24 protein-coding genes are annotated in these 21,980 nt (G+C 67.9%); 13 read left to right on the forward strand and 11 right to left on the reverse strand.

Features of this window, described 5'->3' with window-relative positions:
• The first annotated feature begins 33 nt into the window (after positions 1-33).
• The 4 genes from CIW48_RS08730 to CIW48_RS08755 all read left to right on the forward strand — a co-directional run bounded on the left by CIW48_RS08730 (position 34) and on the right by CIW48_RS08755 (position 4,014).
• A complete protein-coding gene (locus tag CIW48_RS08730; RefSeq protein ID WP_149310459.1) occupies positions 34-417 on the forward strand; it encodes an SUF system Fe-S cluster assembly protein in 384 nt (127 codons plus the stop codon).
• A gap of 879 nt (positions 418-1,296) precedes the next feature.
• The gene (locus tag CIW48_RS08740) at positions 1,297-1,608 is read left to right on the forward strand and encodes a hypothetical protein (protein ID WP_246695170.1); all 312 of its coding nucleotides are present in this window, start codon (positions 1,297-1,299) and stop codon (positions 1,606-1,608) included.
• 697 nt (positions 1,609-2,305) lie between these two features.
• Positions 2,306-3,238, forward strand: a complete 933-nt coding sequence (locus CIW48_RS08750) for an ABC transporter ATP-binding protein (RefSeq protein WP_149310461.1) — start codon at positions 2,306-2,308, stop codon at positions 3,236-3,238.
• Positions 3,239-3,252: 14 nt separating this feature from the next.
• The gene (locus CIW48_RS08755) at positions 3,253-4,014 is read left to right on the forward strand and encodes an ABC transporter permease (RefSeq protein WP_091779744.1); all 762 of its coding nucleotides are present in this window, start codon (positions 3,253-3,255) and stop codon (positions 4,012-4,014) included.
• 4 nt (positions 4,015-4,018) lie between these two features.
• Here CIW48_RS08755 and CIW48_RS08760 read toward each other — a convergent pair whose 3' ends face one another.
• Entirely contained in the window at positions 4,019-4,783 is a 765-nt protein-coding gene (locus CIW48_RS08760) for an alpha/beta fold hydrolase (protein ID WP_091779659.1), read from the reverse strand.
• 116 nt (positions 4,784-4,899) lie between these two features.
• Between CIW48_RS08760 and CIW48_RS08765 the strand changes: the two genes are divergently transcribed.
• Positions 4,900-5,742, forward strand: a complete 843-nt coding sequence (locus CIW48_RS08765; protein ID WP_091779661.1) for an FkbM family methyltransferase — start codon at positions 4,900-4,902, stop codon at positions 5,740-5,742.
• On the opposite strand, the gene sfsA is transcribed toward CIW48_RS08765, so the two are convergent.
• Positions 5,729-6,442 carry a DNA/RNA nuclease SfsA gene (gene sfsA, locus CIW48_RS08770; RefSeq protein ID WP_149310462.1) on the reverse strand — a complete coding sequence of 238 codons (714 nt, stop codon included), beginning with the start codon at positions 6,440-6,442 and terminating at the stop codon, positions 5,729-5,731. The genes CIW48_RS08765 and sfsA overlap by 14 nt on opposite strands.
• Positions 6,443-6,519: 77 nt before the next feature.
• Here sfsA and CIW48_RS08775 point away from each other — a divergent pair, with 77 nt between their 5' ends.
• Positions 6,520-7,260 (forward strand): molybdopterin-binding protein, encoded by a 741-nt coding sequence (locus CIW48_RS08775; RefSeq protein WP_149310463.1) that lies wholly within the window; start codon positions 6,520-6,522, stop codon positions 7,258-7,260.
• A gap of 44 nt (positions 7,261-7,304) precedes the next feature.
• The gene (locus tag CIW48_RS08780; RefSeq protein WP_149310464.1) at positions 7,305-8,174 is read left to right on the forward strand and encodes a formate/nitrite transporter family protein; all 870 of its coding nucleotides are present in this window, start codon (positions 7,305-7,307) and stop codon (positions 8,172-8,174) included.
• A 135-nt stretch (positions 8,175-8,309) separates the two neighbouring features.
• On the opposite strand, the gene CIW48_RS08785 is transcribed toward CIW48_RS08780, so the two are convergent.
• From CIW48_RS08785 to CIW48_RS08820, 8 genes are all read right to left on the reverse strand, one after another.
• Positions 8,310-9,590 carry an NAD(P)/FAD-dependent oxidoreductase gene (locus tag CIW48_RS08785; protein ID WP_149310465.1) on the reverse strand — a complete coding sequence of 427 codons (1,281 nt, stop codon included), beginning with the start codon at positions 9,588-9,590 and terminating at the stop codon, positions 8,310-8,312.
• Between the two features lie 233 nt (positions 9,591-9,823).
• A complete protein-coding gene (locus CIW48_RS08790) occupies positions 9,824-10,309 on the reverse strand; it encodes an ATP F0F1 synthase subunit B (RefSeq protein WP_173009225.1) in 486 nt (161 codons plus the stop codon).
• Positions 10,310-10,325: 16 nt separating this feature from the next.
• Positions 10,326-10,904, reverse strand: a complete 579-nt coding sequence (locus tag CIW48_RS08795) for a F0F1 ATP synthase subunit B' (protein ID WP_091779673.1) — start codon at positions 10,902-10,904, stop codon at positions 10,326-10,328.
• A 139-nt stretch (positions 10,905-11,043) separates the two neighbouring features.
• A complete protein-coding gene (locus CIW48_RS08800) occupies positions 11,044-11,271 on the reverse strand; it encodes a F0F1 ATP synthase subunit C (RefSeq protein WP_007566773.1) in 228 nt (75 codons plus the stop codon).
• Positions 11,272-11,346: 75 nt separating this feature from the next.
• Entirely contained in the window at positions 11,347-12,102 is a 756-nt protein-coding gene (locus CIW48_RS08805) for a F0F1 ATP synthase subunit A (protein ID WP_091779675.1), read from the reverse strand.
• A gap of 74 nt (positions 12,103-12,176) precedes the next feature.
• Positions 12,177-12,551 (reverse strand): AtpZ/AtpI family protein, encoded by a 375-nt coding sequence (locus tag CIW48_RS08810; protein WP_091779677.1) that lies wholly within the window; start codon positions 12,549-12,551, stop codon positions 12,177-12,179.
• A gap of 191 nt (positions 12,552-12,742) precedes the next feature.
• On the reverse strand, positions 12,743-13,387 hold the full coding sequence (locus tag CIW48_RS08815) for a DsbA family protein (RefSeq protein ID WP_091779679.1): 645 nt from the start codon (positions 13,385-13,387) through the stop codon (positions 12,743-12,745).
• Positions 13,388-13,476: 89 nt separating this feature from the next.
• Entirely contained in the window at positions 13,477-13,974 is a 498-nt protein-coding gene (locus tag CIW48_RS08820; RefSeq protein WP_149310466.1) for a DciA family protein, read from the reverse strand.
• Positions 13,975-14,107: 133 nt separating this feature from the next.
• On the opposite strand from CIW48_RS08820, the gene mutY reads away from it, so the two are divergent.
• Entirely contained in the window at positions 14,108-15,436 is a 1,329-nt protein-coding gene (mutY, locus tag CIW48_RS08825; protein WP_149310467.1) for an A/G-specific adenine glycosylase, read from the forward strand.
• A 221-nt stretch (positions 15,437-15,657) separates the two neighbouring features.
• Here mutY and CIW48_RS08830 read toward each other — a convergent pair whose 3' ends face one another.
• Positions 15,658-16,848: a site-specific DNA-methyltransferase gene (locus tag CIW48_RS08830; protein WP_281407335.1), complete on the reverse strand. Its 1,191-nt coding sequence runs from the start codon at positions 16,846-16,848 to the stop codon at positions 15,658-15,660.
• A 585-nt stretch (positions 16,849-17,433) separates the two neighbouring features.
• Here CIW48_RS08830 and CIW48_RS08835 point away from each other — a divergent pair.
• From CIW48_RS08835 to CIW48_RS08855, 5 genes are all read left to right on the forward strand, one after another.
• Positions 17,434-17,784: a septal ring lytic transglycosylase RlpA family protein gene (locus CIW48_RS08835; RefSeq protein ID WP_091779684.1), complete on the forward strand. Its 351-nt coding sequence runs from the start codon at positions 17,434-17,436 to the stop codon at positions 17,782-17,784.
• A 124-nt stretch (positions 17,785-17,908) separates the two neighbouring features.
• On the forward strand, positions 17,909-18,223 hold the full coding sequence (locus CIW48_RS08840) for a polyhydroxyalkanoic acid system family protein (RefSeq protein ID WP_012317725.1): 315 nt from the start codon (positions 17,909-17,911) through the stop codon (positions 18,221-18,223).
• Positions 18,224-18,297: 74 nt separating this feature from the next.
• Positions 18,298-18,540, forward strand: coding sequence for a hypothetical protein (locus CIW48_RS08845; RefSeq protein ID WP_173009217.1), 243 nt, complete (start codon positions 18,298-18,300; stop codon positions 18,538-18,540).
• Positions 18,541-18,606: 66 nt separating this feature from the next.
• Complete coding sequence (locus tag CIW48_RS08850) at positions 18,607-20,406, forward strand: ATP-binding cassette domain-containing protein (RefSeq protein WP_149310469.1); 1,800 nt, start codon at positions 18,607-18,609, stop codon at positions 20,404-20,406.
• Between the two features lie 44 nt (positions 20,407-20,450).
• On the forward strand, positions 20,451-21,950 hold the full coding sequence (locus CIW48_RS08855; protein ID WP_149310470.1) for a carboxypeptidase M32: 1,500 nt from the start codon (positions 20,451-20,453) through the stop codon (positions 21,948-21,950).
• Positions 21,951-21,980: the final 30 nt, after the last annotated feature.

Consider the following 21,980-nt stretch of genomic DNA (forward strand, 5'->3'; position numbering starts at 1 on the left):
TCCCGTCCGCACGGGTCCGGGGAGAGTGAAGCGATGACCACCGACGCCACCATCACGGGGGGCATGAACGCCCCCGCCGTCGCCGGCGACTCCGCGATCCCGCCGGCGGAGCTGGATCGCCTGACCGACGACATCGTCGCGGCGCTGAAGACGGTCTACGATCCCGAGATTCCGGCCGACATCTACGAGCTTGGCCTGATCTACAAGGTCGATATCGGCGACGATCGGAACGTCGCAATCGACATGACACTGACCGCTCCCGGCTGCCCGGTGGCAGGCGAGATGCCCGGTTGGGTGGAGAACGCGGTGAGCGCCGTGCCGGGCGTGCAATCCTGCGCGGTAACCATGGTGTTCGATCCGCCCTGGGACCAGAGTCGCATGTCGGACGAGGCCCGCGTCGCCCTCGACATGTGGTAGGGCGGTGCGGACCCTAACGGATTCCTGAAGACGCCCCCGGGTGTGGCACAACCACATCTGCCACGCCCGGTTCATTTTGCCGCAACAGAGGCTTGGCTCGCTTCCGTCGCGGCGCGGATGAAGGCCGGGATTTTCGTCATACGCGGCGATCTACGTAGCCGTTAATGCCGCGCTAACCATGACCACGCAGATCGGGGGCGGCCGCTGCGAGAGCGGCAATTCCCGCGACATGGTTGGTGGAAACGAATGGCTTCGGGCTATGTGGTCGCGGCGTTTCTGGAGGCGGCCGGGCTGGTCGGCCTCGTGATCGCGGTGCTCAAAATGCGGACGGAGCGGCGGGCAAAGGCCGTCGAATTGCGGAGCTTCCTCCGCTCCGGACTGATCCCGACTGCCGACATCGTCGGAGCGCGTTGGCTCACGGAAGGCGCCTCGCGGGCGGTCGCCGTCCCGTTCACGCCCGGTCGTGGGAGTGGGTCGCCCGCGCACCCATCAGCCGCTCGCTCAGCGCTCGAACGCGCCATTGTGCGCGGCGGTCCCGCTCCGCGAACGATTCTCACCAGCCCAATCAGCGCAGGATGATGTCGAGGCCGCTGCCGAAAAGAACCACGACGCTGAGCGTCAGCATGAACTTCAGGTCTTCGAGATGGGCGCTCATGATCGATCCTCGTTGTTCGGCGAATTGGCTGCCGCTCGGATGACCGATCATCACCAAATGAGCAGGCTTTTCGCGAGTCCTTTCAGGATCCGTTAGGGATTTACCGACGGTTTCCGTTTACTAACGTTACCAATGCGTTACGGTAGGATCCCTGGGCAGCCGCTCGTTCTGGTCCGAGGACGCGCCAAGACGCGCTCCTCCTGGGACGCGCGAAGGATCGAGCCATGTCTTCACCCGCGCGCAAGCCAGTCCGGCGGGCGGTCGACTGGATGTTCCGCGACCGAACCACCGGAGCGATCACGGTCGCGCAATGGCCCAACCTGCAGCTCTGGCTGTTCGCGGCCTTCAGCCTAGCCGCTTGGTTGGCACGGGACCGGGGAGAACTCGCCTCCTGGCTGACGCTTGGGGCCGATATAGCGTTGGCGTGGTGGGCGGCCGATGAACTTCTGCGCGGGGTGAATCCCTGGCGCCGGGGCCTCGGCGCCGTGACGCTCGTCGGCCTGGCTACGCTGATCACGCTTCGGAGAGCGGCCTAGCGCGGGCAGCACGAAACCGAAGATTGCATTGTCGGAGCACATCTATGCGCGCCTGTGACCGGATTCTGATGAAACTCGCACCATAATCAGCAAATTACGCTGTTTCGCGGCTGCCGACGCGTCGTTCGTCAAGCGCCTTGTCGAAGGTGGGATCATAACGGCAGGTTGCACCTGCCGAGAAAGTGTGAATGGTCGAGCCACGCGCTTCGCGAACGGCGCATGTTGGACATCCCGCGCGTTTTGGCTCGGCTGAAGAATTGGTTTCGAAGAGATCATGGCGGACGCGGGGGGATTCGATCTCGACGGCAGAGCGAAACCTGCTGATGAGCGGGAAGTGCTGCTTCGCCAGATTGCCGACGCGCTAAGGATGCCGGTCTCGACATTCCGGAGACCGGCAGGGTCTTCGAGGGGGCGCGGTCCGAGCGCGGGGGAATGTGTCGCTCTGCTCACGGCCTTCTCGCGCATCGAAGACGCGGATCTTCGAAAGGAATGCGTGGCACTGGTGGAGCGCTACAGCCGCACGTAAGCGGCCGGGGTGCCCGTGGTGCGGTGGCACACACGGGATCCGTCAGCGCCGTGAATACAGCATGCTATAGGGGCGCCCGTTGTCGAAGCCGGTCCGCACGGTCGGCCACCGCGCCCGGCGGCGGTCTCACGGCTGCCGCTCCGTGCATGCCCCAGTTCGCTCCAGGCCCCGATGCCGATCATCTCCATCTCGAAGCTATCGAAGACCTACACGTCCGGCTTCACCGCCCTGCGCGACATCGACCTCGCCGTTGAGCGTGGAGAGATCTTCGCGCTGCTCGGTCCGAACGGGGCGGGAAAATCGACGCTGATCAACATCGTCTGCGGCATCGTCACGGCGAGTTCGGGGACCGTTCTGGTCGACGGCCACGATATCGGGGCGGATTATCGTGCCGCACGCCGGGTGATCGGCCTCGTCCCGCAGGAACTCACCACCGACGCCTTCGAGACGGTGCTGAACACCGTGAACTTCTCCCGCGGCCTGTTCGGGCTGAACCCGGATGCCGGGCATATTGAGCGGATCTTGCGGGCACTCTCCCTCTGGGACAAGCGCGACAGCCGGCTGATGACCCTGTCGGGCGGCATGAAGCGCCGGGTGCTGATCGCCAAGGCCCTGTCGCACGAGCCCCGGGTTCTGTTCCTCGACGAGCCCACGGCGGGCGTCGATGTGGAGCTGCGCCAAGACATGTGGCGCCTCGTCCGCGACCTGCGCCAGCAGGGCGTCACCGTCATCCTCACCACGCACTACATCGAGGAGGCCGAGGAGATGGCCGACCGCATCGGCGTGATCCGCCGGGGCGAGATTATCCTGGTGGAGGAGAAGGCCGCGCTGATGCGCAAGCTCGGTCGCAAGCAGCTGACGCTGCATCTCCAGCAGCCGCTCGCAGCGGTGCCGCCGGACCTCGCCGACTACGAGCTGGCGCTGGCCGGGGAGGGACGCGAACTGGTTTACACTTACGATACCCGCGCCGAGCGCACCGGCATCACCGGCCTGCTCACCGGGCTGTCCGCCGCAGGGATCCGCTTCAACGACCTCCACACCGAGCAGAGTTCGCTGGAGGACATCTTCGTGGGCCTCGTACGCGAGGAGAGGGCACAGGCATGAGCGCCGCGTTCACGATGAACTGGCCGGCGGTCCGGTCTATCTACCGGTTCGAGATGGGCCGCTTCTGGCGCACGGCCGGACAGAGCATCCTGGCTCCCGTCATCTCGACCACCCTGTACTTCGTGGTCTTCGGCGCGGCGATCGGCTCCCGGGTCTCGGCGGTCGACGGCGTACCCTACGGGCTGTTCATCGTGCCGGGCCTGATCATGCTCTCACTTCTGACGCAGAGCATCTCGAACGCCTCGTTCGGCATCTACTTCCCGCGCTTCGCCGGCACGATCTACGAGATCCTGTCGGCGCCGATCTCGCCACTGGAGGTCGTGCTGGGCTTCGTCGGCGCGGCGGCCTCAAAATCGATCCTGATCGGGCTGATCATCCTGGCGACCTCGGCCCTGTTCGTGCCGCTGCGGATCGACCACCCGTTCTGGATGATCGGCTTCCTGCTGCTCACGGCGGTGACGTTCAGCCTGTTCGGCTTCGTCATCGGCCTCTGGGCCGACGGCTTCGAGAAACTGCAGCTCGTGCCGCTCCTCATTGTGACGCCACTGACCTTCCTGGGCGGCAGCTTCTACGCCATCGGCATGCTGCCGCCGTTCTGGCACGCGGTCAGCCTGCTCAACCCGGTCGTGTACCTGATCAGCGGCTTCCGCTGGGCGTTCTTCGGCAAGGCGGATGTGAACATCGCGGTCAGCCTCGGCATGACCGCGCTGTTCCTGGTGATCTGCCTCGGCCTCGTGACCTACATCTTCCGGACCGGATACCGGCTGAAGAGCTGACGCCTCAGGGCTGCGCGGCCAGGAAGGACAGCACCCCGTCCCGATGCGGCTTGGCGCCGACCGCGGTGGAGTGGTCCTTGCCCTCGATCTCAAGCGCCCGCGCATCCGGGATCAGTGCGGCCAATCCCGGGCCGGAGCCAGCCACCGTATCAAGCGTCCCGACCGAGACCAGCACCGGCACCTCGATCTGCGCGAGTTCGGCGCGGCTCAGCGTCTGGCGCGAGCCGCGCATGCACGCGGCCAGCGCCCGCAGGTCGCTCCGGGTCTGCTCGGCGAAGGTGCGGAAGGCGGCGGCCGTTGGGTTGGGTGCCGGCGTTCCGGCGGGCGCCTCCAGCGCCTCGGCAATGCCCGAGGGCAGGCCCTTGCCCTCGACGAGATGCATCCCGAGGCCGCCGATCAGGGCCGAGCGCACCCGGTTCGCGTGGTCCAGGGCGATATGGGCGGTGATCCGCCCACCCATGGAGTAGCCCATGACGTGGGCCCGCGCGATGCCGAGATGGTCGAGCAGCCTGATCGCGTCACCGGCCATCGCCTCGGAGCTGTAGGCGGCCGGGTCGTAGAGCTTCTCGCTCTCGCCGTGGCCGCGATTGTCCAGCGCGATCGCGCGGTAGCCGGCCTGAGTCAGGGCCCGTACCCACTGGGTGTTGACCCAGTTGACCGCGTGGTTCGACGCAAAGCCGTGGATCAGCAGGATCGGCTTGCCGGCCCCATCGGCAGGCGGGACGTCGATATAGGCGATCCGCACGCCGTCGGAATTGAAGGACTCCATGCCGCACAACCTGTGTTCATCAAGCTCGGCCACGGCTTAGACCACCCGGGCGCGCGGGAGCAACGCGGATCGATCCGCTTGCGGGTCGCGGCGCCGACTGGCAAACCGCCCCGGTCATGACGGACACGCAGCCCTACGGCACCTATGAACCGTCCGGTCTCGTGGCGGCGATCACACGCCGCACGAACCGGATCCCGGCCGAGTCCTGGTACGGACGGCGCCTCGCGCTGTTCCTGCGCCGGATCGCCATCGCACGGCTCGGCGGCAAACCCCTCGACGTAACCCGCTACGGTGCGCGGATGCGGCTGCACCCCTACAACAACAACTGCGAGAAGAAGGTGCTCTTCACACCGCAGTTCTTCGATCCGGAGGAGCGAGCGCTCCTTGAGAAGCGTCTGCCGAAGGACTGCGTCTTCCTCGACATCGGCGCCAATGTCGGCGCTTATGCCCTGTGCGTGGCTGCCTTTTCCGGACCGGGTGCGCGGATCGTCGCGGTCGAGCCGCAGCCCGACGTGTTCGACCGCCTGACCTACAACATCGCCCAGAACCCGTTCCACACCGTCAAGGCGGTCGCATGCGCGATCGCCGACAAGGCCGGCGAGCTGACCCTGTTCATCGATCCGCGCAACCGCGGCGAGTCGAGCCTGCGCATCGTCGGCACCAACGAGGGGGCGCGGATCACCGTGCCGGCGGTGACGCTCCTCGAACTCCTGCGCAGCGAGGGCCTCAGCCGGGTCGATGCCATCAAGCTCGACGTCGAGGGCGCCGAGGACCTGATCCTGGAGCCGTTCCTCCGCGAGGCGCCGGAGGCGCTTCTGCCGCGGATCCTCCTGGTTGAGAACGGCACCGGCCAATGGCAGCTCGACCTGCCGCAGCATCTGGCGCGCTGCGGCTATCGTGAGATCGCGCGCTCCCGGCTGAACCTGATGTTCGAGCGCGGCGCCGTCAGGGCGGCGTGACCACCGGAATCTCCTCGGCGATCGTGACGCCCGCAGGCCCGACGGTGCATCGGTAGGCACAGACCGCCACACCCGCCGCCCGCGCGTCTCGAAAGGCGCGGTCGAAGGCCGGGTCGATGTCCCGGGCGACATCGAAGGCCTCGGCTTGCATCTGCACGACGATGACCACGAGCGCGCGGCCGCCCTCGGCTACGACCTGGGCGAGATCGCGCATGTGCCGGGCACTGCGGGCGGCCTTGCAGTCGGGAAATTCCGCGAGGCCCGCCCGCCGCATCAGGTGGCAGTTCTTGACCTCGACATGGCAGGGCCCGGCCTCCGGGCCGCTCGCCAGGAAATCGACACGGCTGGCCTCGGCGTAGCGCACCTCCGGCTTCAGCGCATCGTGCCCGACAAGCGGCGCGATCGCGCCGGCCTGGAAGGCCTCCGCCACGAGCGCGTTCGGCCGCATCGTGTTGATGCCGACCCACTGCGCTCCACCGGGCAGATCGGCCTCCACCAGCTCCCAGGTGAGCGGCAACTTCCGAGCCGGGTTGGTCGAGCGGGACAGCAGAACGCGGGCGCCCGGCGTGTTCAGCCCGAGCATGGCTCCGGGATTGGGGCAGTGGACGGTGACGCGACCGTCATCGGTGTCGATGTCAGCGAGGAAGCGCTTGTAACGCTGCACGAGCCGACCCGTCAGGAGCGGCGCGGCGAACTGCATGGGATCCTCGGGGTTCACATAGTCGCGGGCTGCGGATGCGCTATCTGCCTGCAGGATCCGCCCGACGCCAGAGTTCCATGAATCAGCCTACCGAATCCGTGACCGCCGCGATCCTCGTAATCGGCGATGAGATCCTTTCGGGTCGTACCAAGGACAAGAATATCGGCACGATTGCCGACTTCCTCACCGCCGCCGGGATCGACCTGCGCGAGGTCCGGATCGTGCCCGACGAAGCCGCCATGATCGTCGAGGCGGTCAACGCGCTGCGCGCCCGCTACACCTACCTCTTCACCACGGGCGGCATCGGACCGACCCACGACGACATCACCGCCGATTGCGTGGCCGAGGCCTTCGGGGTCGGCATCGACGTCGACGAGCGGGCCCGCGCGATGCTGCTGGAGCGGCACAAGCCCGAGGATCTCAACGAGGCCCGCCTGCGCATGGCGCGGATCCCGTTCGGGGCCGACCTGATCGCCAATCCGGTGTCCAAGGCGCCGGGCTTTCGGATCGGCAACGTCCACGTGATGGCCGGCGTGCCGAGCATCATGCAGGCCATGCTGGATTCGATCGCCCCGACGCTGAAGGGCGGCGCGGCGATGCTCTCCGAGACGATCGAGGCAGCCGGACTTCCGGAGGGCACCTACGCGGGCGGCCTCGGCGAAATCGCGAAGGCGCGGCCCTTCGTCTCGATCGGCTCCTATCCGGCGATCACCCCGGAGGGGTTCCGCAACCGGATCGTCGTGCGCAGCCGGGATCCCGGCGCGCTCGCCGAGGCGCGCAACGCCGTTGAGGCGCTGCTGTCGCGGCTCTCGGCCTGACTTGTCACTGTCCAAACGATCGGGTTGCGTAGCGGGGCTGGTGGATGGTGCGGGACAAGGACAAGCGGGCTGATCCGGAGGCACGCCGCGACGAACTGCGCAAGGAAGTCTCGGAGATCGGCCGGCCCGACGCCTACGTTCTGCATGAGGTCATCCGGCTCGAAGGCGACGAAGAACTCCGCCGTCACGGCCTCGCGCTGTTCCTCTCGGCCTTCGCGGCGGGCCTCAGCATCGCACTGTCGCTGATCGTCCCAGGCGTATTGCGGAGCCACCTGCCCGAGACCGACTGGGCCAAGATCGTCAGCTCGATGGGCTACGCGGTCGGATTCTTGGTCGTCGTCCTCGGCCGCCAGCAGCTGTTCACCGAGAACACGATCACGCCGATCCTGCCGCTGCTGCACGACCGCTCGGTCAAGACGGCGCTCCGGGTCATCCGGCTGTGGATGATCGTGCTGTTGGGCAACATCCTGGGAACGCTGGCGATCGCGACCCTCCTGGCCCATTCCGGCGCCTTCGAGCCGCCGGTCCTCAAGGCCTTCGCGGAGATCAGCCACGACGCGATCGCGCACGGCTTCTGGGCGACGTTCATCAAGGCCGTCTTCGCCGGATGGATGATCGCCCTGATGGTCTGGTTCCTGCCCGCGACCGCCGGCGCAGCGCCCTTCGTGATCCTCCTGATGACATGGCTGGTGGCGCTCTGCAGCCTCGCCCACATCGTCGCCGGATCAGTCGAGGCATTCTACCTGGTCGTCACGGGGGCCGCCTCGATGGCCGATTACGGGTTAACGTTCTTTCTCCCGACATTGCTCGGCAATACCTTCGGCGGCGTGGCCCTGGTGGCAGTGCTCAATTACGGGCAGGTCGCCCCGGAGGTTGAGGAGACGAAGGCGGTGGAGGGCGAGCGGCCGGATTGAGACCGTCGCATGTCGGTGGATTTCGCCCGGTCAGCACGTGCGCCGCGAAGTCGCCCGCGCCGATGCAACATCGATCAACGGCGCGCAGCCGGATTGCGACACGCCGCTCGCCATGGTGCCTCCCAGTAGACAGGCTCAATCCAGCCGCACAGGTGGGCTGATCAGGCGGTCGAGGTCGTCGAGCATCCAGGTCATCGTCCCGCGCAGCGGACCGTACAGACCGATTTGGTGCTGCCGGTACAGCAGATCGTGCGTGAGCCGTGCGGAAAGCCCATTCAGGCGCCCCCCGCCGAAGGTATAGCGGCCGAGGGTGCCCCATCCGTTGAAGTCGGCCAGCGAGACGATGGCGCCCTTCTCGACATAACGGAACGGCGGGAGCTGCGTCGCCGGGGCCTCGCCGCGGGACAATGCCCGGCCGAGATGCCGAGACAGGTGCTGAGCCTCCTGTCGGGCGGCCTGTGCCGTTGCCGGTACGGGCTGGCCGGTTCGCAGGTCGGTGAGGCTGGCGCAGTCGCCCAGGGCGATGATAGCGGGGTCGCGAGTGGTGCGCAGGTCGGCACCGACGACGAGTTGCCCGGTCCGCGAGCGCTCCAGGCCGTCGAGGCCAGCGAGCACATCCGGCGCCTTCACGCCGGCCGCCCAGACCTTCAGCTCAGCCGAGATGCGGGTGCCATCCTTCAGGACGAAGCCGGCCGCATCCGCCGCCGTCACCATCGCGCCCGTTCGGACCTCGACCGCGAGATCCGACAGGGTGCGGGCGGCGGCCCGGGAGACCTTCTCCGGAAAGGCCGGCAGCAGGCGCGGCCCGCTCTCGATCAGCGTCAGGCGCAGGCGCCCCGGCAGGTCCGGCGAGCCGTAGGCCGCGAGCATGTTGATGGCATGTTTCAGCTCGGCGGCCAGCTCGACACCGGTGGCTCCGCCGCCAACGATGGCGATCTCCAGCACGCCGCCGCCGTCGAGCCGCGCCAGCAGCTGGCAGCGGAGTTGTTCGTGAAAGTGCTCGGCCTCGGCCAGGTCGTCGATAGTCAAGCAATGCTTGGCGACCCCTGGCGTGCCGAAATCATTGGCGCGGCTGCCGATGGCGAGCACGAGCAGATCGTAGGCACGTTCCACCTCCGGACGCCCTTCCGCGGCCTCGACGGCGAGCCGGACGCGTCTGGCCCGCCGGTCGATGCCGACGAGGGCGCCAGGCTGGAAGCGGAAGCCGTTGCGGCACGCCTGGGCGAAGAAATTCACCTTCTGCCGGTCGGCCCGAGCGGTGCCGGCCGCGAAGGTGTGGAGCATCGGCTTCCAGATATGCGACAGACTGCGATCGGCCAGGATCACGTCCGCCGAACCGCCCCGTCCGAGGCTGGTGGCCAGCTCGATGCCCGCGACGCCGCCGCCGACAATCACGATCCGTGCCTTGCCTGCCATAACGTCTCCGCATCCCCCGCGCGTCGCAAACCCCCGTCAGGGCCATGACGTTCGCCGCGGAAAAGGCGGAGCCACTTCGCCATTGCAGCACAGGCGGGCGATCCAGGGCATTGCGACGGGGATGAACATGGCGCCGACAGGGTTTCTGTGCTGCGCGCGAAGACGAGCGCCACCCGCCATGAAAAAAGCCGCCCGGAGGCGGCTTTTTCGAACGTTGCGATCTTGCTTGCAGATCAGGACCGCATGCGGGTCCGGACTTCCCCGAGGCTCGCGCGGATCAGACCCTGCGCGGCATCGCCCTGCATCCGCTCGCGCAGGATCGTCTCCGAGACCTTCACGGCCGCCTCCGCGGCGGCGGCACGGACCTGTGCCTCGGCCTGGGCCTCGGCCTGGGCGATCTTGGTCTCGGCAGCCTTGGTACGGCGGGCTAGGAAGTCGTCAAGCTTGCGATGACCCTCCTCGGCGGCGCGTTGGGCCTCCTCGCGGGCGCTGGCGACAATCGACTCGGCCTCCTTCTCGGCCTCGGCACGGCGGCGCTTGTAGTCTGCGAGCACGGCGGCAGCCTCCTCGCGCAGGCGCTTGGCCTCGTCGAGTTCGTGGCGGACGCGGTTGGCACGGCCATCCAGGCCCTTGGTCATTGTCGAGAAGGCGCCTGCCTTCCAGGCGATGCCCATGAAGATGACGAACGCGACGGCGACCCAGAATTCGGCTTCGAGCAGCATCGTGGGATCCCGTCTAGTGAGCGGTGGCGTCGAGGGCGCGGTCGAGGCTCGCCCGGTCCGGAGCGTGTCCGGTCAGGCGCTCGACGATCGCCGACGCGGCCTCGCCTGCGATAGAGCGGACGTTGCCCATGGCGGCCTCGGTCCGCGTGCGGATGGTCGCCTCGGAAGCTGCGAGCTTGGCGTTCAGCTCCTCCTCCAGCGCCTTGCGCTTGGTCTCGGCTTCGGCAGCCAGGGCGTTCCGGGTGGTCTGCGCGATGTCGCGCGCCTTGCCCTGGGCGTCCCGGAGAGCGGTCTCGAAGGCCACACCGGCGGCGTCCGCCTCGGCCTTCATCGCTTGCGCCTGATCCAGATCGGCACGCAGGCGCTCGGCGCGGGCGTGCAGGATCGACTGGATCCGCGGCAGCGCGATCTTGTCCATCAGGTAGTAGAGGAGTCCGAAGGCCAGGGCGAGCCAGATCAGCTGCGCCAGGAAGCCTGAGGTCTCGAAGGGCGGGAAGGCACCCGAATGCGCTTCCGTATGCTCGGCATGGCCCGGCACGACCTGCGTGTCGGCGCCCGGGGGCGGCGTGGTGAGGGGATTGGGCTGCGCCATGAGACCGCTACACTGACACCGTTCGCTGAAGCCACCGCTGATGCGGTGACGGACGAAGGCGGACGCTCCGAGGGAGCGCCCACCCGTTCATCGGGCGATTGCCCGTGGAGACCGCGGGCTCCGCGGCCTCCGGCGCCGATCAGACGGCGAAGAGCAGCAGCAGCGCGATCAGCAGCGAGAAGATGCCGAGCGCCTCGGTGAGGGCGAAGCCCAGGAGGAGGGTGGCGCGCTGGCCGTCGGCCGCAGACGGGTTGCGAAGGGCGCCGGCGAGGAACTGACCGAACAGGTTGCCGAGGCCGATGCCCGCACCCGCCATGCCGAGGCAGGCGAGGCCGGCGCCGATGTACTTCGCAGCGACGGGATCCATGGTAACTCCTGAGGTCTCTTCAGATCGAAACGTGCAGTGACGTTTGCGGCGGGTGGAGCCGGCCAGGTCTGATGACTAGTGGCCGGGGTGAAGGGCGTCGTTGAGGTAGATCGCCGTCAGCGTCGCGAAGACGTAGGCCTGAAGCGCCGCAACGAGGAACTCGAGAGCGGTCAGCGCGATCGTCAGGAACAGCGGGAGCGGCGATAGCACGCTCCAGGCGCCCGCGAGAAGAAGCTGGACCACGAAGAACGCGAAGATCTTCATCGCGATGTGGCCGGCCAGCATGTTGGCGAACAGACGGACCGACAGGCTGATCGGGCGCGAGATGAACGAGATCACCTCGATCGGCACCAAGATCGCGAGCAGCGGCTTCGGCACGCCCGAGGGCACGAACAGGCCGAAGAAGTGCGTGCCGTGCTTCATCACGCCGAAGATCACCACGGTGGAGATCACCAGCGCGGCGAGGCCGAAGGTAATGATCAGGTGGCTGGTCACCGCGAAGGCGTAGGGGATCATCCCGAACAGGTTCAGGATGAGCACGAACATGAACAGCGAGAACACGAGCGGCATGAATCGCTTGCCGCCATCGCCCGTCGCCTGGTGCACGGTATCGGCGATGAATTCGTAGAAGATCTCGGCCAGCGACTGCATGCGGCCCGGAACGATCGAGCGGGACGCAGTCGCCACGATGGTGATGAGTGCGATCACGCCGACGGCGGCGAACATGTAGAGGGCCGACTGAGTGAACGCGAGCTGCTGGTGGCCGATATGGCCCAGCGAAACGAGCGGCTTCAGCTCGAACTGATGGATCGGGTCGATCGTGACCGCCATTCCCGCTTCCGCCCTTCTTGTCCGGCGCGCCGACGGGTGTCGGCCGCCCCACATTCCCTACTGACCGGCGCGCCTTATGGCTCCTGCCGATCGCGCCGTCCCGGGCGCGCGCCGGTGAAACCCGACACCCGCATCACGTTGTAGACCCCCGCGACGAACCCCAGCATCAGGAGGATGATCAGGCCCCAGGGCTTCGTCCCGAAGACATGATCGACGATCCAGCCGAGTATGCCCCCCGCGATCACGCCCGCGACGAACTCCGTTGAGATCGTCATGGCCTGGCCCAGCGAGGATGGCCCGCCGTTCCGAGGGCGCGTTGAAGGATCGGGAGCAGCCTGCGGCCGCTTCCGTTCGATCTGCGTCTCGAGACGTCTGAGCCTCGCGGAGAGTTCGCTGTCCGTCGGCGTCTGCTCGGTCCCTTTCCCGTCCCTCGGATCGTCGCCGGTCACGGCTCAAAACTCATCGGGCGGGAGGCTGTGGAACCGGCTGGACACCCCCAGCAAGCGGGGCGCACCATAGTTTCGCCTATCTTGAGTGTCAAGGCGAACCCCATACACCGTAAGTGTTTGATTCTGATCTGGTATTCCAACCTGGAGCGACGCACCGGACCCGCGCTGCGCACGAGGTCCTCGCTCCGCTATCAGGCACCGATAATCGGCTTGATGACCTTCTCCATGCCCTCGACGGTCATCTCGCCGGTGTAGCGCTCGCCGTTGATGAAGAAGGTGGGAGTAGAATCCACCTTGAAGACGTCGAGCCCGCGCTGCTTCACCGCGTTGACTGCGCTGTAGATCTTCTGGTCCTTCAGGCAAGCCTCGAAGGTTTGCTTGTTGTAGCCCGCCTGCCGGAGCATCTGTTCCAGCGCGTCCACGGGCTTAGGCGTGAAGGCCCAGGCCGGCTGCTGGTCGAATAGCAGGTCGGTGATCGGATAATACTTGGAATCGCCCTGGCAGCGCGCGAGCATGAAGGCCGCGGTAGCCAGCGGGTCAAGGGGGAATTCGCGCAGGGTGAACCGCACCTTGCCGGTATCGATGTAGCGTTCCTTGAGGGTCGGCCACGTGTTCCGATGGAAGGCAGCACAGTGCGAGCAGGTCATCGAGGCGTATTCGATGATCGTGCACTTGGCGTCCGCCGGGCCGAGCCAGACATCGCCGAGGGGGCCCGGCTGCAACAGCGCGGCCGTATCGGAATTCTGCGCTCGGGCCGGGGACCCGAGATAAGGCAGGGCGAGGCCGGCGCCGAGGGCGAGGCCGGAGAACTTGAGAGCGTCGCGTCGCGTCGTCATCGGGCAGACTCCGCCGGATTGATCAGTCGTGGCGTCCCGATGCCGGTACTCGGGCGCGACCGTCCTGGCAAGGTGACCGAATCGACCGTTCACCGCTGCGGGCGTGTCGCTACCGCGGCGGTACCGAGGCGATCGAGGGCGGCGCGCAGACCGTCATCGGCGATCCCCGCGACCGCACGCTGGACCTCGACGGCGGCAGCGGGATCGATACGGGCGGGAGACGGCACTCGCCCGCCGCGCCCGATCCGGTCCTGCTGCAGCACGATCCGGGAGACGCAAGCCCAGCCGTAATGGGCGTTGATCCGCTGGATCACGACCGGCGCGAGATGTTGCAACTCGAGAGCGAAGACGCCTTCGACGCGCACCACCAGCGTACCGGATTCAGGCATGCCGGATTCGGGTGTGCCGGATTCTTTCCGGCGACGCTTCGGCCATTCGAGCTTCGAGGGTCGGCAGTAGCGGGCGAGCCGCTCGCCAACGATCTCCGGCCAAGCGGCCAGGATGTCGGTCGAGGCGAAGCCCTGCGCCGCAAAGGCCGGCCCGATGCAGCTCTCGATCAGCTCGGCCAGCGGTTTGACGCGCGCCATGTTGGTTCCGGCCCTGTGGATCCGCGAAGGTTAGCGCAGGATCGTTGACGAAGGGAGCACGCGCCGGCGCTTTCGCCGCCCTATGATCGCCGCGGGGCTCCGGCTATGCAGCGCGACCCCTGTCGACCTGCCCATGCCGCTTCGCACAGCCACGGAATCCAAGCCCGGTCCCGGACCGCGCGCCGACGACCTGCTCGCCTGGTACGACCGGCATCGACGGGTGCTGCCGTGGCGGGCTCTCGCTGGCGAGCTGGCGGATCCCTACCGGGTCTGGCTGTCCGAGGTCATGCTGCAGCAAACGACCATCGCGGCGGTGCGGCCGTATTTCGAGCGTTTCCTGACGCGCTTCCCCGACGTCTTCGCCCTGGCCGAGGCTCCCGAGGATGCGGTGATGTCGGCCTGGGCCGGACTCGGCTACTATTCCCGCGCCCGCAATCTCCATGCCTGCGCCAAGGCCGTCGCGGCGGCCGGCGGGCAGTTCCCCGACACTGCGGAAGGCCTGCGCAAGCTCCCGGGGATCGGCGCCTACACGGCCGGTGCGATCGCCGCGATCGCATTCGACCGGCCGGAGGCCGCCGTCGACGGCAATGTCGAGCGCGTGTTGAGCCGGACCTACGCGGTTGAGACGCCGCTCCCGGGCAGCCGGCCAGAGATCCGACGCCTGACGCAAGCCCTGGTGCCGGAGGACAGGCCGGGCGATTTCGCCCAGGCTCTCATGGATCTCGGCGCGACGATCTGCACGCCCAAGCGCCCTGCCTGCGCGCTCTGCCCGTGGATGCCGCCCTGCCGTGCCCGGTCGCTCGGAACCCAGGAGACCTTCCCGCGCAAGATCAAGGTCGCCAAGGGTGCCCTCCGCCGCGGCGCGGCCTTCGTAGCAATCCGCAGCGGCGACGAGGCGGTGCTGTTGCGGACGCGCCCCCCCGAGGGGCTCCTCGGCAACATGGCCGAGCCGCCGGGCAGCGCCTGGGACCCAAATTACGACAGCGCTGCCGCCTTGCTGGACGCCCCCCTCGACGCGCGGTGGAAACGGCTCCCGGGGCTCGTCCGCCACGGCTTCACGCATTTTCCATTGGAGCTGACAGTGTTCGTGGCCCGCGTCGCGCTGTCGACGCCGGTGCCAGCCGGCATGCGTTTCACACCGCGCAGCGCCCTCGCCGACGAGCCGCTGCCCGGTCTGATGCTGAAGGTCCTGGCCCACGCCTTCGATCCGAAGCCGGAATCCGAGAAGAAGCCGCGCGGGCGCCCCAAGAAAGAGCCGCCGCCGATGCCGCTTCTCGCGGCGATGGAGCCGCCGGTCTCGATGCCGGATCCCGAGCAGCGTCCGCGTGTGCGCGCCGTGCCTAAGCCCCAGCCGAAGCCGCCCCCCGCGCCGCCCGAGACGGACGATCTGCTCGAGGGGGAGGAGGAGCCGCCTGCAGCATCGACCACTCCGCGGCGCCGGAGTCCGGGCCGAAGACGGTGATCACGCAATCGCGCCGTCGTTCCGGGCCCCGCCGCAGGCGAAGGCCCAGAATCCAGAGCCGCCGTCGTCATAGTCCCTAGCGCGACAGTACGGTTCCGGCGCGGTTGTGGAGTCCGTGACCGGATTCGCAGACCACAGATGACGGAGCCGGGACGAAAATCGTCGCCTTCACCGGTCGACGGCTTCGCCGCAGCCGTCGAGTGCTTCGAAGCGAAACGGGCTCAGCCGTTCGCCATGGCCTGGCGGAGACCGGCCCGGAAGGTGTCAATCGCCACCGGCTTGCCACCGCGCTCGACGTGCCAGAAGGTCCAGCCGTTGCAGGCCGGCAAGCCCTGGACCAGGGCGCCAATCTTGTGGATCGAGCCGATGACGAGACCGTTATCGAGCTGCCCGTCCGGGCGCACTGTCGCGCGGAAGCGTCGGCGCTCGTCGGTGACGATCTCGCCGGGGCGGATATGGCCCGCCTCGATCACCGACAGGAACGGCACCCGCGGCTCGGCGCGCTTGGTCGGCGCCACCATGAGTGCGGCCTTCGATAGGGTTTCGACGGATGCGATCCGCGCGCGAGCTGCTTCTGCGTAGGTCGTCTCGCGCTCGATGCCGATGAAGCGGCGCCCGAGGCGCTTGGCGACGGCACCGGTCGTGCCTGTGCCGAAGAACGGATCGAGCACTACGTCGCCGGGATTGGTCGCCGCCAGCAGCGTCCGGGCGAGCAGGGCCTCGGGCTTCTGGGTCGGATGGACCTTGTGCCCTTCCGCATCCTTCAGCCGCTCCTCGCCGGTGCAGAGGGGGATGAACCAGTCGGAGCGCATCTGGAGATCCTCATTGCCCCCTTTCAGCGCATCGTAATGGAAGGTGTAGCCCTTCGATTCCGCCGAGCGCGAGGCCCAGATCAGGGTCTCGTGGGCATTGGTGAAGCGCTTGCCGCGGAAATTCGGCATCGGGTTGGCCTTGCGCCAGACGATGTCGTTGAGGATCCAGTAACCGAGATCCTGCAACGCGCTCCCGACCCGGAAGATGTTGTGGTACGAACCGATCACCCAGAGGGTCGCGTTCGGCTTCATCACGCGGCGACAGGCCGCGAGCCAGTCCCGGGTGAAGCCGTCGTAGGCCTCGAAGGTTGCAAACTTGTCCCAGTCGTCGTCGACGGCATCGACGCGGCTCTGATCCGGGCGCAGCAGCCCGGCATCACCGAGCTGGAGGTTGTAAGGCGGGTCGGCGAACACACAGTCGACGCTCGACGCCGGCAAGGCGTTCATGGCGGCGATGCAGTCCCCGACAACAACCTGGTCGAGGGGCAGAGAACGCTGGGCGGGTACGAGACCCATCCGTGGCGCCGACGCGGGCCGCCCGGCACGCGAGACCTGTTTCCGGGCGACGGCGTCGGCAGCCACGGTACGCGGGGAAGCCATGGCAAACACCGGTTACGCGACTGACCGGCAGACCATGCCTCCGATAGGGTAAAGGTCACGTTGTCGAATTCGACGACGACGCGTCCCGTTCTGGGGCTGCAAATTTTGCCGACCTGGCGCCCGGGCAATGCTCCGACAGATTAAACAGCTGTTACTCTGGAACGCCACGTCTCTCCGACGTGGCGATGACACTCCATCCTTCCGGCTCTTCGCGGCCGTGGCGGCCTGTCCTTTTGAAACGGCAGCGCATGACAATCATCGTCGCAAATGACCGGTCTGGCGCAAGCCGCTTCCATCTCAGCGGGACGCAGGGTTACACCCGGTGCAGGGCTTAAGAAAATGATCCCATTTTGCCGCGCCGCAGACTGACGTGAACAGTTCTTCGGGAATACGCAAAACGACACACCAATGCATCACCCTCAACAAGAGCGGAAATAAACTGAAATAATTGCTTATGTATTGAGCGCGACCAGCATAAAATCGGCCAAAATGTGACCGCAACCGCCTGGAAATGCCTGCCATATTCCGGCCGGTTTCTGAAACGACTGGCGCCGCCCCGATAACAACAAAGGGAATGCGTCGCGAATGTCGTTTGGTTTCGGTAAGCTCGTTGTCTCACTTGGAATGCTGTCCACCGTCATCGGAACCAGCCTCCCGGCCGCCGCGCAAAGCGGAGCAGCCTCGTGGTATGGCAGCGGCCATCGCACCGCGAACGGCGAGCGTTTCAACCCCAACGGACTGACCGCCGCCCATCGCAGCCTGCCGTTCGGAACCCGGGTCCGCGTCGAGAACCAGCGGACTGGCCGCGCGGTGGTCGTGCGTATCAACGATCGCGGTCCCTTCGTGCGCGGCCGAATCATCGATCTGTCGCGCGGCTCCGCCCGCGCCCTCGGCATGGGTGGCACCACCTACGTGTCGCTGCAGGTCCTGCACTGAGCCCTGAGGTGCGGCGCACGCGCCAGGCCGCCTCTGCCCCGAAAGGGCGAGGCCGCGATTGAGGCGTTGTCTGCTGGACCCGGACGCACCATCTGCTGCCGGGTTCAGTTCGGATCAGCCCCCCATGCCCAAGCCCCTCATCGTCGACATCCCGCACGACCTCGGCCGCGATGAGGCCAAGCGGCGCCTTGAGCACGGCACGGATCAGGCGCGGGCCTTCCTGGCCAAGAGCGGCATCACGGTCGACCAGCTTGCCTGGACGGGTGACCGCCTTGATTTCGGTGTGTCCGCGGTCGCCCAGAAAATCGCCGGCACGATCGATGTGGGCGCGGAGAGCGTTCGCCTCGAGGTGAAACTGCCGTTCCTCCTCGCCCTGTTCGCCGAGAAGATCCAGAAGGTGGCGAGCAAGGAGGGTAACCTGCTGCTGACGAAGAAGTAGCGCTCCGGAACCGGATCGGCCGGACCTTGTTTCCGCCGAAACGGTGCGGACCTGCACCGTCGGTCTCGCGGAGGATGAAGGTGCCCGATTTCACGCTCGCAGATCCGGGTCAGGTGCCAGAGGTGCCGCCGCAGCCGGCGCCGGTCCCGGACCGGCCGTACGATCCGCCGCAAGCGCCGACGCAGCCGCCCGGGCCGGAAATCCCCGGGAATACGCCGGCCGAAGCGCCCGGAATCCAGCCGCCCGAGATCCCGGTCAATGATCCCGGCGCGCCCGAGATCAGCCCGCCCACCGGCCCTGCCAATCCGATCGCCTGACCGGGCGTCTACAGAAGGGGGCGGCGCCGTTTGAACCGGCCGCCCCACGCTGCCATAAGCCGGCCCATGGCCGCTCCCCCGCTCCTCACCCTCCAGGACGTCGCACTCACCTTCGGCGGCACGCCGCTGATCACGAACGCGAGCCTCGCCATCGCGCCGGGCGAGCGCACTTGCCTCGTCGGCCGGAATGGGTCGGGGAAGTCGACGCTCATGAAAATCGCCGCCGGTCTGGCGGAGCCCGATAAGGGGCGCCGGTTCGTCCAGCCCGGCACGACGATCCGCTATCTCGCCCAGGAACCCGATTTCACGGGTTTCGCCACGACCCTGGACTTCGTCGAGGCCGGCCTGCCGCCGGGCGAATCGACCCACCGGGCACGATACCTGCTGGAGAGCCTCGGCCTCACCGGTGCCGAGGATCCCAGCAAGCTCTCCGGCGGCGAGGGACGCCGCACCGCACTGGCGCAGGCGCTTGCGCCCGAGCCCGATGTGCTGCTCCTCGACGAGCCCACCAACCATCTCGACCTGCCGGCGATCGAGTGGCTCGAGACGGAATTAAAGGGCACCCGCGCCGCCCTCGTGCTGATCAGCCACGACCGGCGCTTCCTCTCGGCCCTGTCGCGAGCCACAATCTGGCTCGACCGCGGCGAGACCCGCCGGATCGACCAGGGCTTCTCCAGCTTCGAGGCGTGGCGCGACGCCTTCTTCGAGGAGGAGGAGCGGGACCAGCACAAGCTCGACCGCAAGATCGTCGCCGAGGAGCATTGGCTGCGCTACGGGGTAACGGCGCGGCGCAAGCGCAATGTTCGCCGGCTCGGCAACCTGCACGAGCTGCGCCAGAACCGCCGCGAGGTGCGTCGCCCGGTGGGCAGCGTCAGCATGCAGGCCTCCGACGCCGAATCCTCCGGGAGCCTCGTCGTCGAGGCCCGCGACATCGCGAAGAGCTACGGTGAGCGCAAGATCGTCGACGGCCTGTCCCTGCGGGTGATGCGGGGGGACCGGCTCGGCATCGTCGGGGCGAACGGCGCGGGCAAGAGTACCCTGATCAACCTGCTGATGGGCCGGCTCGCGCCGGATGTCGGGCAGGTCGTGCTCGGCACCAACCTGCTGCCGGTGGTGCTCGATCAGGCCCGCGCCGTACTGGAGCCCGGGATGACCGTCACCGACGTGCTGACCGGCGGGCGCGGCGACAGCGTCACGGTGAATGGCCAGAGCCGCCACGTGATCGGCTACCTCAAGGACTTCCTGTTCACGCCCGAGCAGGCGCGCACGCCGGTCTCGGTTCTGTCCGGCGGCGAGCGCAACCGGCTGCTGATCGCCCGGGCCCTGGCCCAGCCCGCCAACCTCCTCGTGCTCGACGAGCCCACGAACGACCTCGACCTGGAAACCCTCGACCTGCTCCAGGAGATGCTGGGCGACTACCAGGGCACGCTGATCCTGGTGAGCCACGACCGCGACTTCCTCGATCGCGTGGCCGGCAGCGTGCTGGTCTCCGAGGGCGCCGGCCGCTGGGTCGAGTATGCCGGCGGCTACAGCGACATGCTGGTCCAGCGCGGTCAGGGCATCGAGGCGCGGACCGTCGCGACGAAGGCCAAGGAGCCGCGCGAGCGTGCCGCCCCGGCCACCCAGCCCGCGGGCAAGCCCAAGCTCGGCTTCAAGGACCAGCACGAGTTGAAGACCCTGCCGGCCCGCATCGAGAAGCTGGAAGCGGCGATCGCCCAGCTCAAGACGATCCTCGCCGATTCTGAACTTTACGCCCGCGATCCGGCCCGATTCGACAAGGCCTCGGCCATGCTGGCCCAGGCCGAGACCGAGTTGTCGCAGGCGGAGGACCGCTGGCTGGAGCTGGAGATGCTTCAGGCCGGGTAATGGCCGCAGCGCCAGGCCGCGAGACGTACCGGACCGGAGACCGCATGACCGCCTATCAGATCCTCGAACAGCGCTTCGCCCGCCTCGCCGCCCTCGAGGGCGCGGCCGGGATCCTCGGCTGGGACGCGCAGACCCTGATGCCGGACGGCGCCGCCGAGGCCCGCGGGGACCAGCTCGCGATCCTGCGCGGGCTCGCCCACGGGATGCTCACCGCCCCCGAGGCCGCCGATGAGCTGGCGGCGGCCGAGCAGGGCGGGGGCCTCGAACCCTGGGCCGCCGCCAACCTGCGGGAGATGCGCCGCGCCCAGGCCCACGCCACCGCGGTCCCGCGCGACCTCGTCGAGGCCAGCTCCCGCGCCGTATCCCGCTCGGAGATGGTCTGGCGCGAGGCGCGGCGCGACGCCGATTTCGCGCGCCTCGAACCCCACCTCGCCGAGGTGCTGCGGCTCCAGCGGGAGATCGGCCAGGCGAAGGGAGCGGCCCTCGGCCTCGATCCCTACGACGCGCTGCTGGACAGCTACGATCCCGGCATGCGCCGGGCGACGATCGACCCGCTCTTCGCGGACCTGTCTAGCTGGCTGCCGGCCCTGATCGCCCGCGCCCGTGAGATCCAGGCATCCCGGCCGGCGCCGCTCCCGATCGCCGGCCCGTTCGACGTGACGGTGCAGCGCGACCTCGGCCTGAAGCTGATGGAGGCCGTAGGCTTCGACTTCACCCGCGGCCGGCTCGACATCAGCCTGCACCCGTTCTGCGGCGGCGCCACCGACGACGTGCGGATCACCACCCGCTACGACGCGGCCGATTTCGGCCGGGCGCTGATGGGCGTTCTCCACGAGACCGGGCACGCCCTCTACGAGCAGGGCCGGCCGGCGGCGTGGCGGAACCAGCCGGTCGGCGCGGCGCGGGGGATGAGCCTGCACGAGAGCCAGTCGCTCATCGTCGAGATGCAGGCCTGCCGGAGCCGGGAGTTCTTCACCTTCCTGGCGCCGCTCCTGCAGACGGCGTTCGGGCGATCCGGGTCCGAATGGTCGCCGGAGAACCTGCATGCGCTCAACACCCGGGTCGCGCCCGGCTTCATCCGGGTGGATGCCGACGAGGCGACCTACCCGGCCCACATCCTCCTGCGCTACCAGCTGGAGACCGCGATGATCGCGGGCGACCTCGCGGTGCGCGACCTGCCAGGGGCCTTCAACGACGGCCTCCGCGATCTCCTCGGCCTCACCGTGCCGGACGACCGCGTCGGCTGCCTCCAGGACATCCACTGGCCGAGCGGGGCGTTCGGTTATTTCCCGACCTACACGCTCGGCGCCCTCGCGGCCGCGCAGCTGTTCCGGGCCGCCCGCACAGCCGAGCCGGAGCTGCCGGGTTGCCTGGCGCAGGGCGAATTCGGTCCCCTGCGGGACTGGCTCCGCGCGCATGTCCACGCGGTGGGTAGCCTGCTCGACACCGACGACCTGCTCACCCGCGCCACCGGGACGAAGCTCGGCACGGTGGCGTTCCGGTCACATCTTGAGGCGCGCTACCTCGGGGGTGCGAGCGCCTGAGCGGCGGCGGAGGGGACGGCTCCCCTCCGC

Source organism: Methylobacterium sp. P1-11, from assembly GCF_008329595.1.
Lineage (GTDB): Bacteria > Pseudomonadota > Alphaproteobacteria > Rhizobiales > Beijerinckiaceae > Methylobacterium.

Coding starts and splice junctions, on each gene's coding strand:
- CIW48_RS08785 (WP_149310465.1), bottom strand. CDS start 9,590: ATGGCAGGCAAGGCACGGATCGTGATTGTCGGCGGCGGCGTCGCGGGC.
- sfsA (WP_149310462.1), bottom strand. CDS start 6,442: ATGCAGTTCGCCGCGCCGCTCCTGACGGGTCGGCTCGTGCAGCGTTAC.
- CIW48_RS08780 (WP_149310464.1), top strand. CDS start 7,305: ATGGTGCGGGACAAGGACAAGCGGGCTGATCCGGAGGCACGCCGCGAC.
- CIW48_RS08820 (WP_149310466.1), bottom strand. CDS start 13,974: ATGGCGCGCGTCAAACCGCTGGCCGAGCTGATCGAGAGCTGCATCGGG.
- CIW48_RS08765 (WP_091779661.1), top strand. CDS start 4,900: ATGACGGACACGCAGCCCTACGGCACCTATGAACCGTCCGGTCTCGTG.
- CIW48_RS08845 (WP_173009217.1), top strand. CDS start 18,298: ATGAAGGTGCCCGATTTCACGCTCGCAGATCCGGGTCAGGTGCCAGAG.
- CIW48_RS08740 (WP_246695170.1), top strand. CDS start 1,297: ATGTCTTCACCCGCGCGCAAGCCAGTCCGGCGGGCGGTCGACTGGATG.
- CIW48_RS08855 (WP_149310470.1), top strand. CDS start 20,451: ATGACCGCCTATCAGATCCTCGAACAGCGCTTCGCCCGCCTCGCCGCC.
- CIW48_RS08760 (WP_091779659.1), bottom strand. CDS start 4,783: ATGGAGTCCTTCAATTCCGACGGCGTGCGGATCGCCTATATCGACGTC.
- CIW48_RS08750 (WP_149310461.1), top strand. CDS start 2,306: ATGCCGATCATCTCCATCTCGAAGCTATCGAAGACCTACACGTCCGGC.
- CIW48_RS08800 (WP_007566773.1), bottom strand. CDS start 11,271: ATGGATCCCGTCGCTGCGAAGTACATCGGCGCCGGCCTCGCCTGCCTC.
- CIW48_RS08795 (WP_091779673.1), bottom strand. CDS start 10,904: ATGGCGCAGCCCAATCCCCTCACCACGCCGCCCCCGGGCGCCGACACG.
- CIW48_RS08835 (WP_091779684.1), top strand. CDS start 17,434: ATGTCGTTTGGTTTCGGTAAGCTCGTTGTCTCACTTGGAATGCTGTCC.
- CIW48_RS08775 (WP_149310463.1), top strand. CDS start 6,520: ATGAATCAGCCTACCGAATCCGTGACCGCCGCGATCCTCGTAATCGGC.
- CIW48_RS08840 (WP_012317725.1), top strand. CDS start 17,909: ATGCCCAAGCCCCTCATCGTCGACATCCCGCACGACCTCGGCCGCGAT.
- CIW48_RS08755 (WP_091779744.1), top strand. CDS start 3,253: ATGAACTGGCCGGCGGTCCGGTCTATCTACCGGTTCGAGATGGGCCGC.
- CIW48_RS08830 (WP_281407335.1), bottom strand. CDS start 16,848: ATGGCTTCCCCGCGTACCGTGGCTGCCGACGCCGTCGCCCGGAAACAG.
- CIW48_RS08730 (WP_149310459.1), top strand. CDS start 34: ATGACCACCGACGCCACCATCACGGGGGGCATGAACGCCCCCGCCGTC.
- mutY (WP_149310467.1), top strand. CDS start 14,108: ATGCCGCTTCGCACAGCCACGGAATCCAAGCCCGGTCCCGGACCGCGC.
- CIW48_RS08805 (WP_091779675.1), bottom strand. CDS start 12,102: ATGGCGGTCACGATCGACCCGATCCATCAGTTCGAGCTGAAGCCGCTC.
- CIW48_RS08850 (WP_149310469.1), top strand. CDS start 18,607: ATGGCCGCTCCCCCGCTCCTCACCCTCCAGGACGTCGCACTCACCTTC.
- CIW48_RS08815 (WP_091779679.1), bottom strand. CDS start 13,387: ATGACGACGCGACGCGACGCTCTCAAGTTCTCCGGCCTCGCCCTCGGC.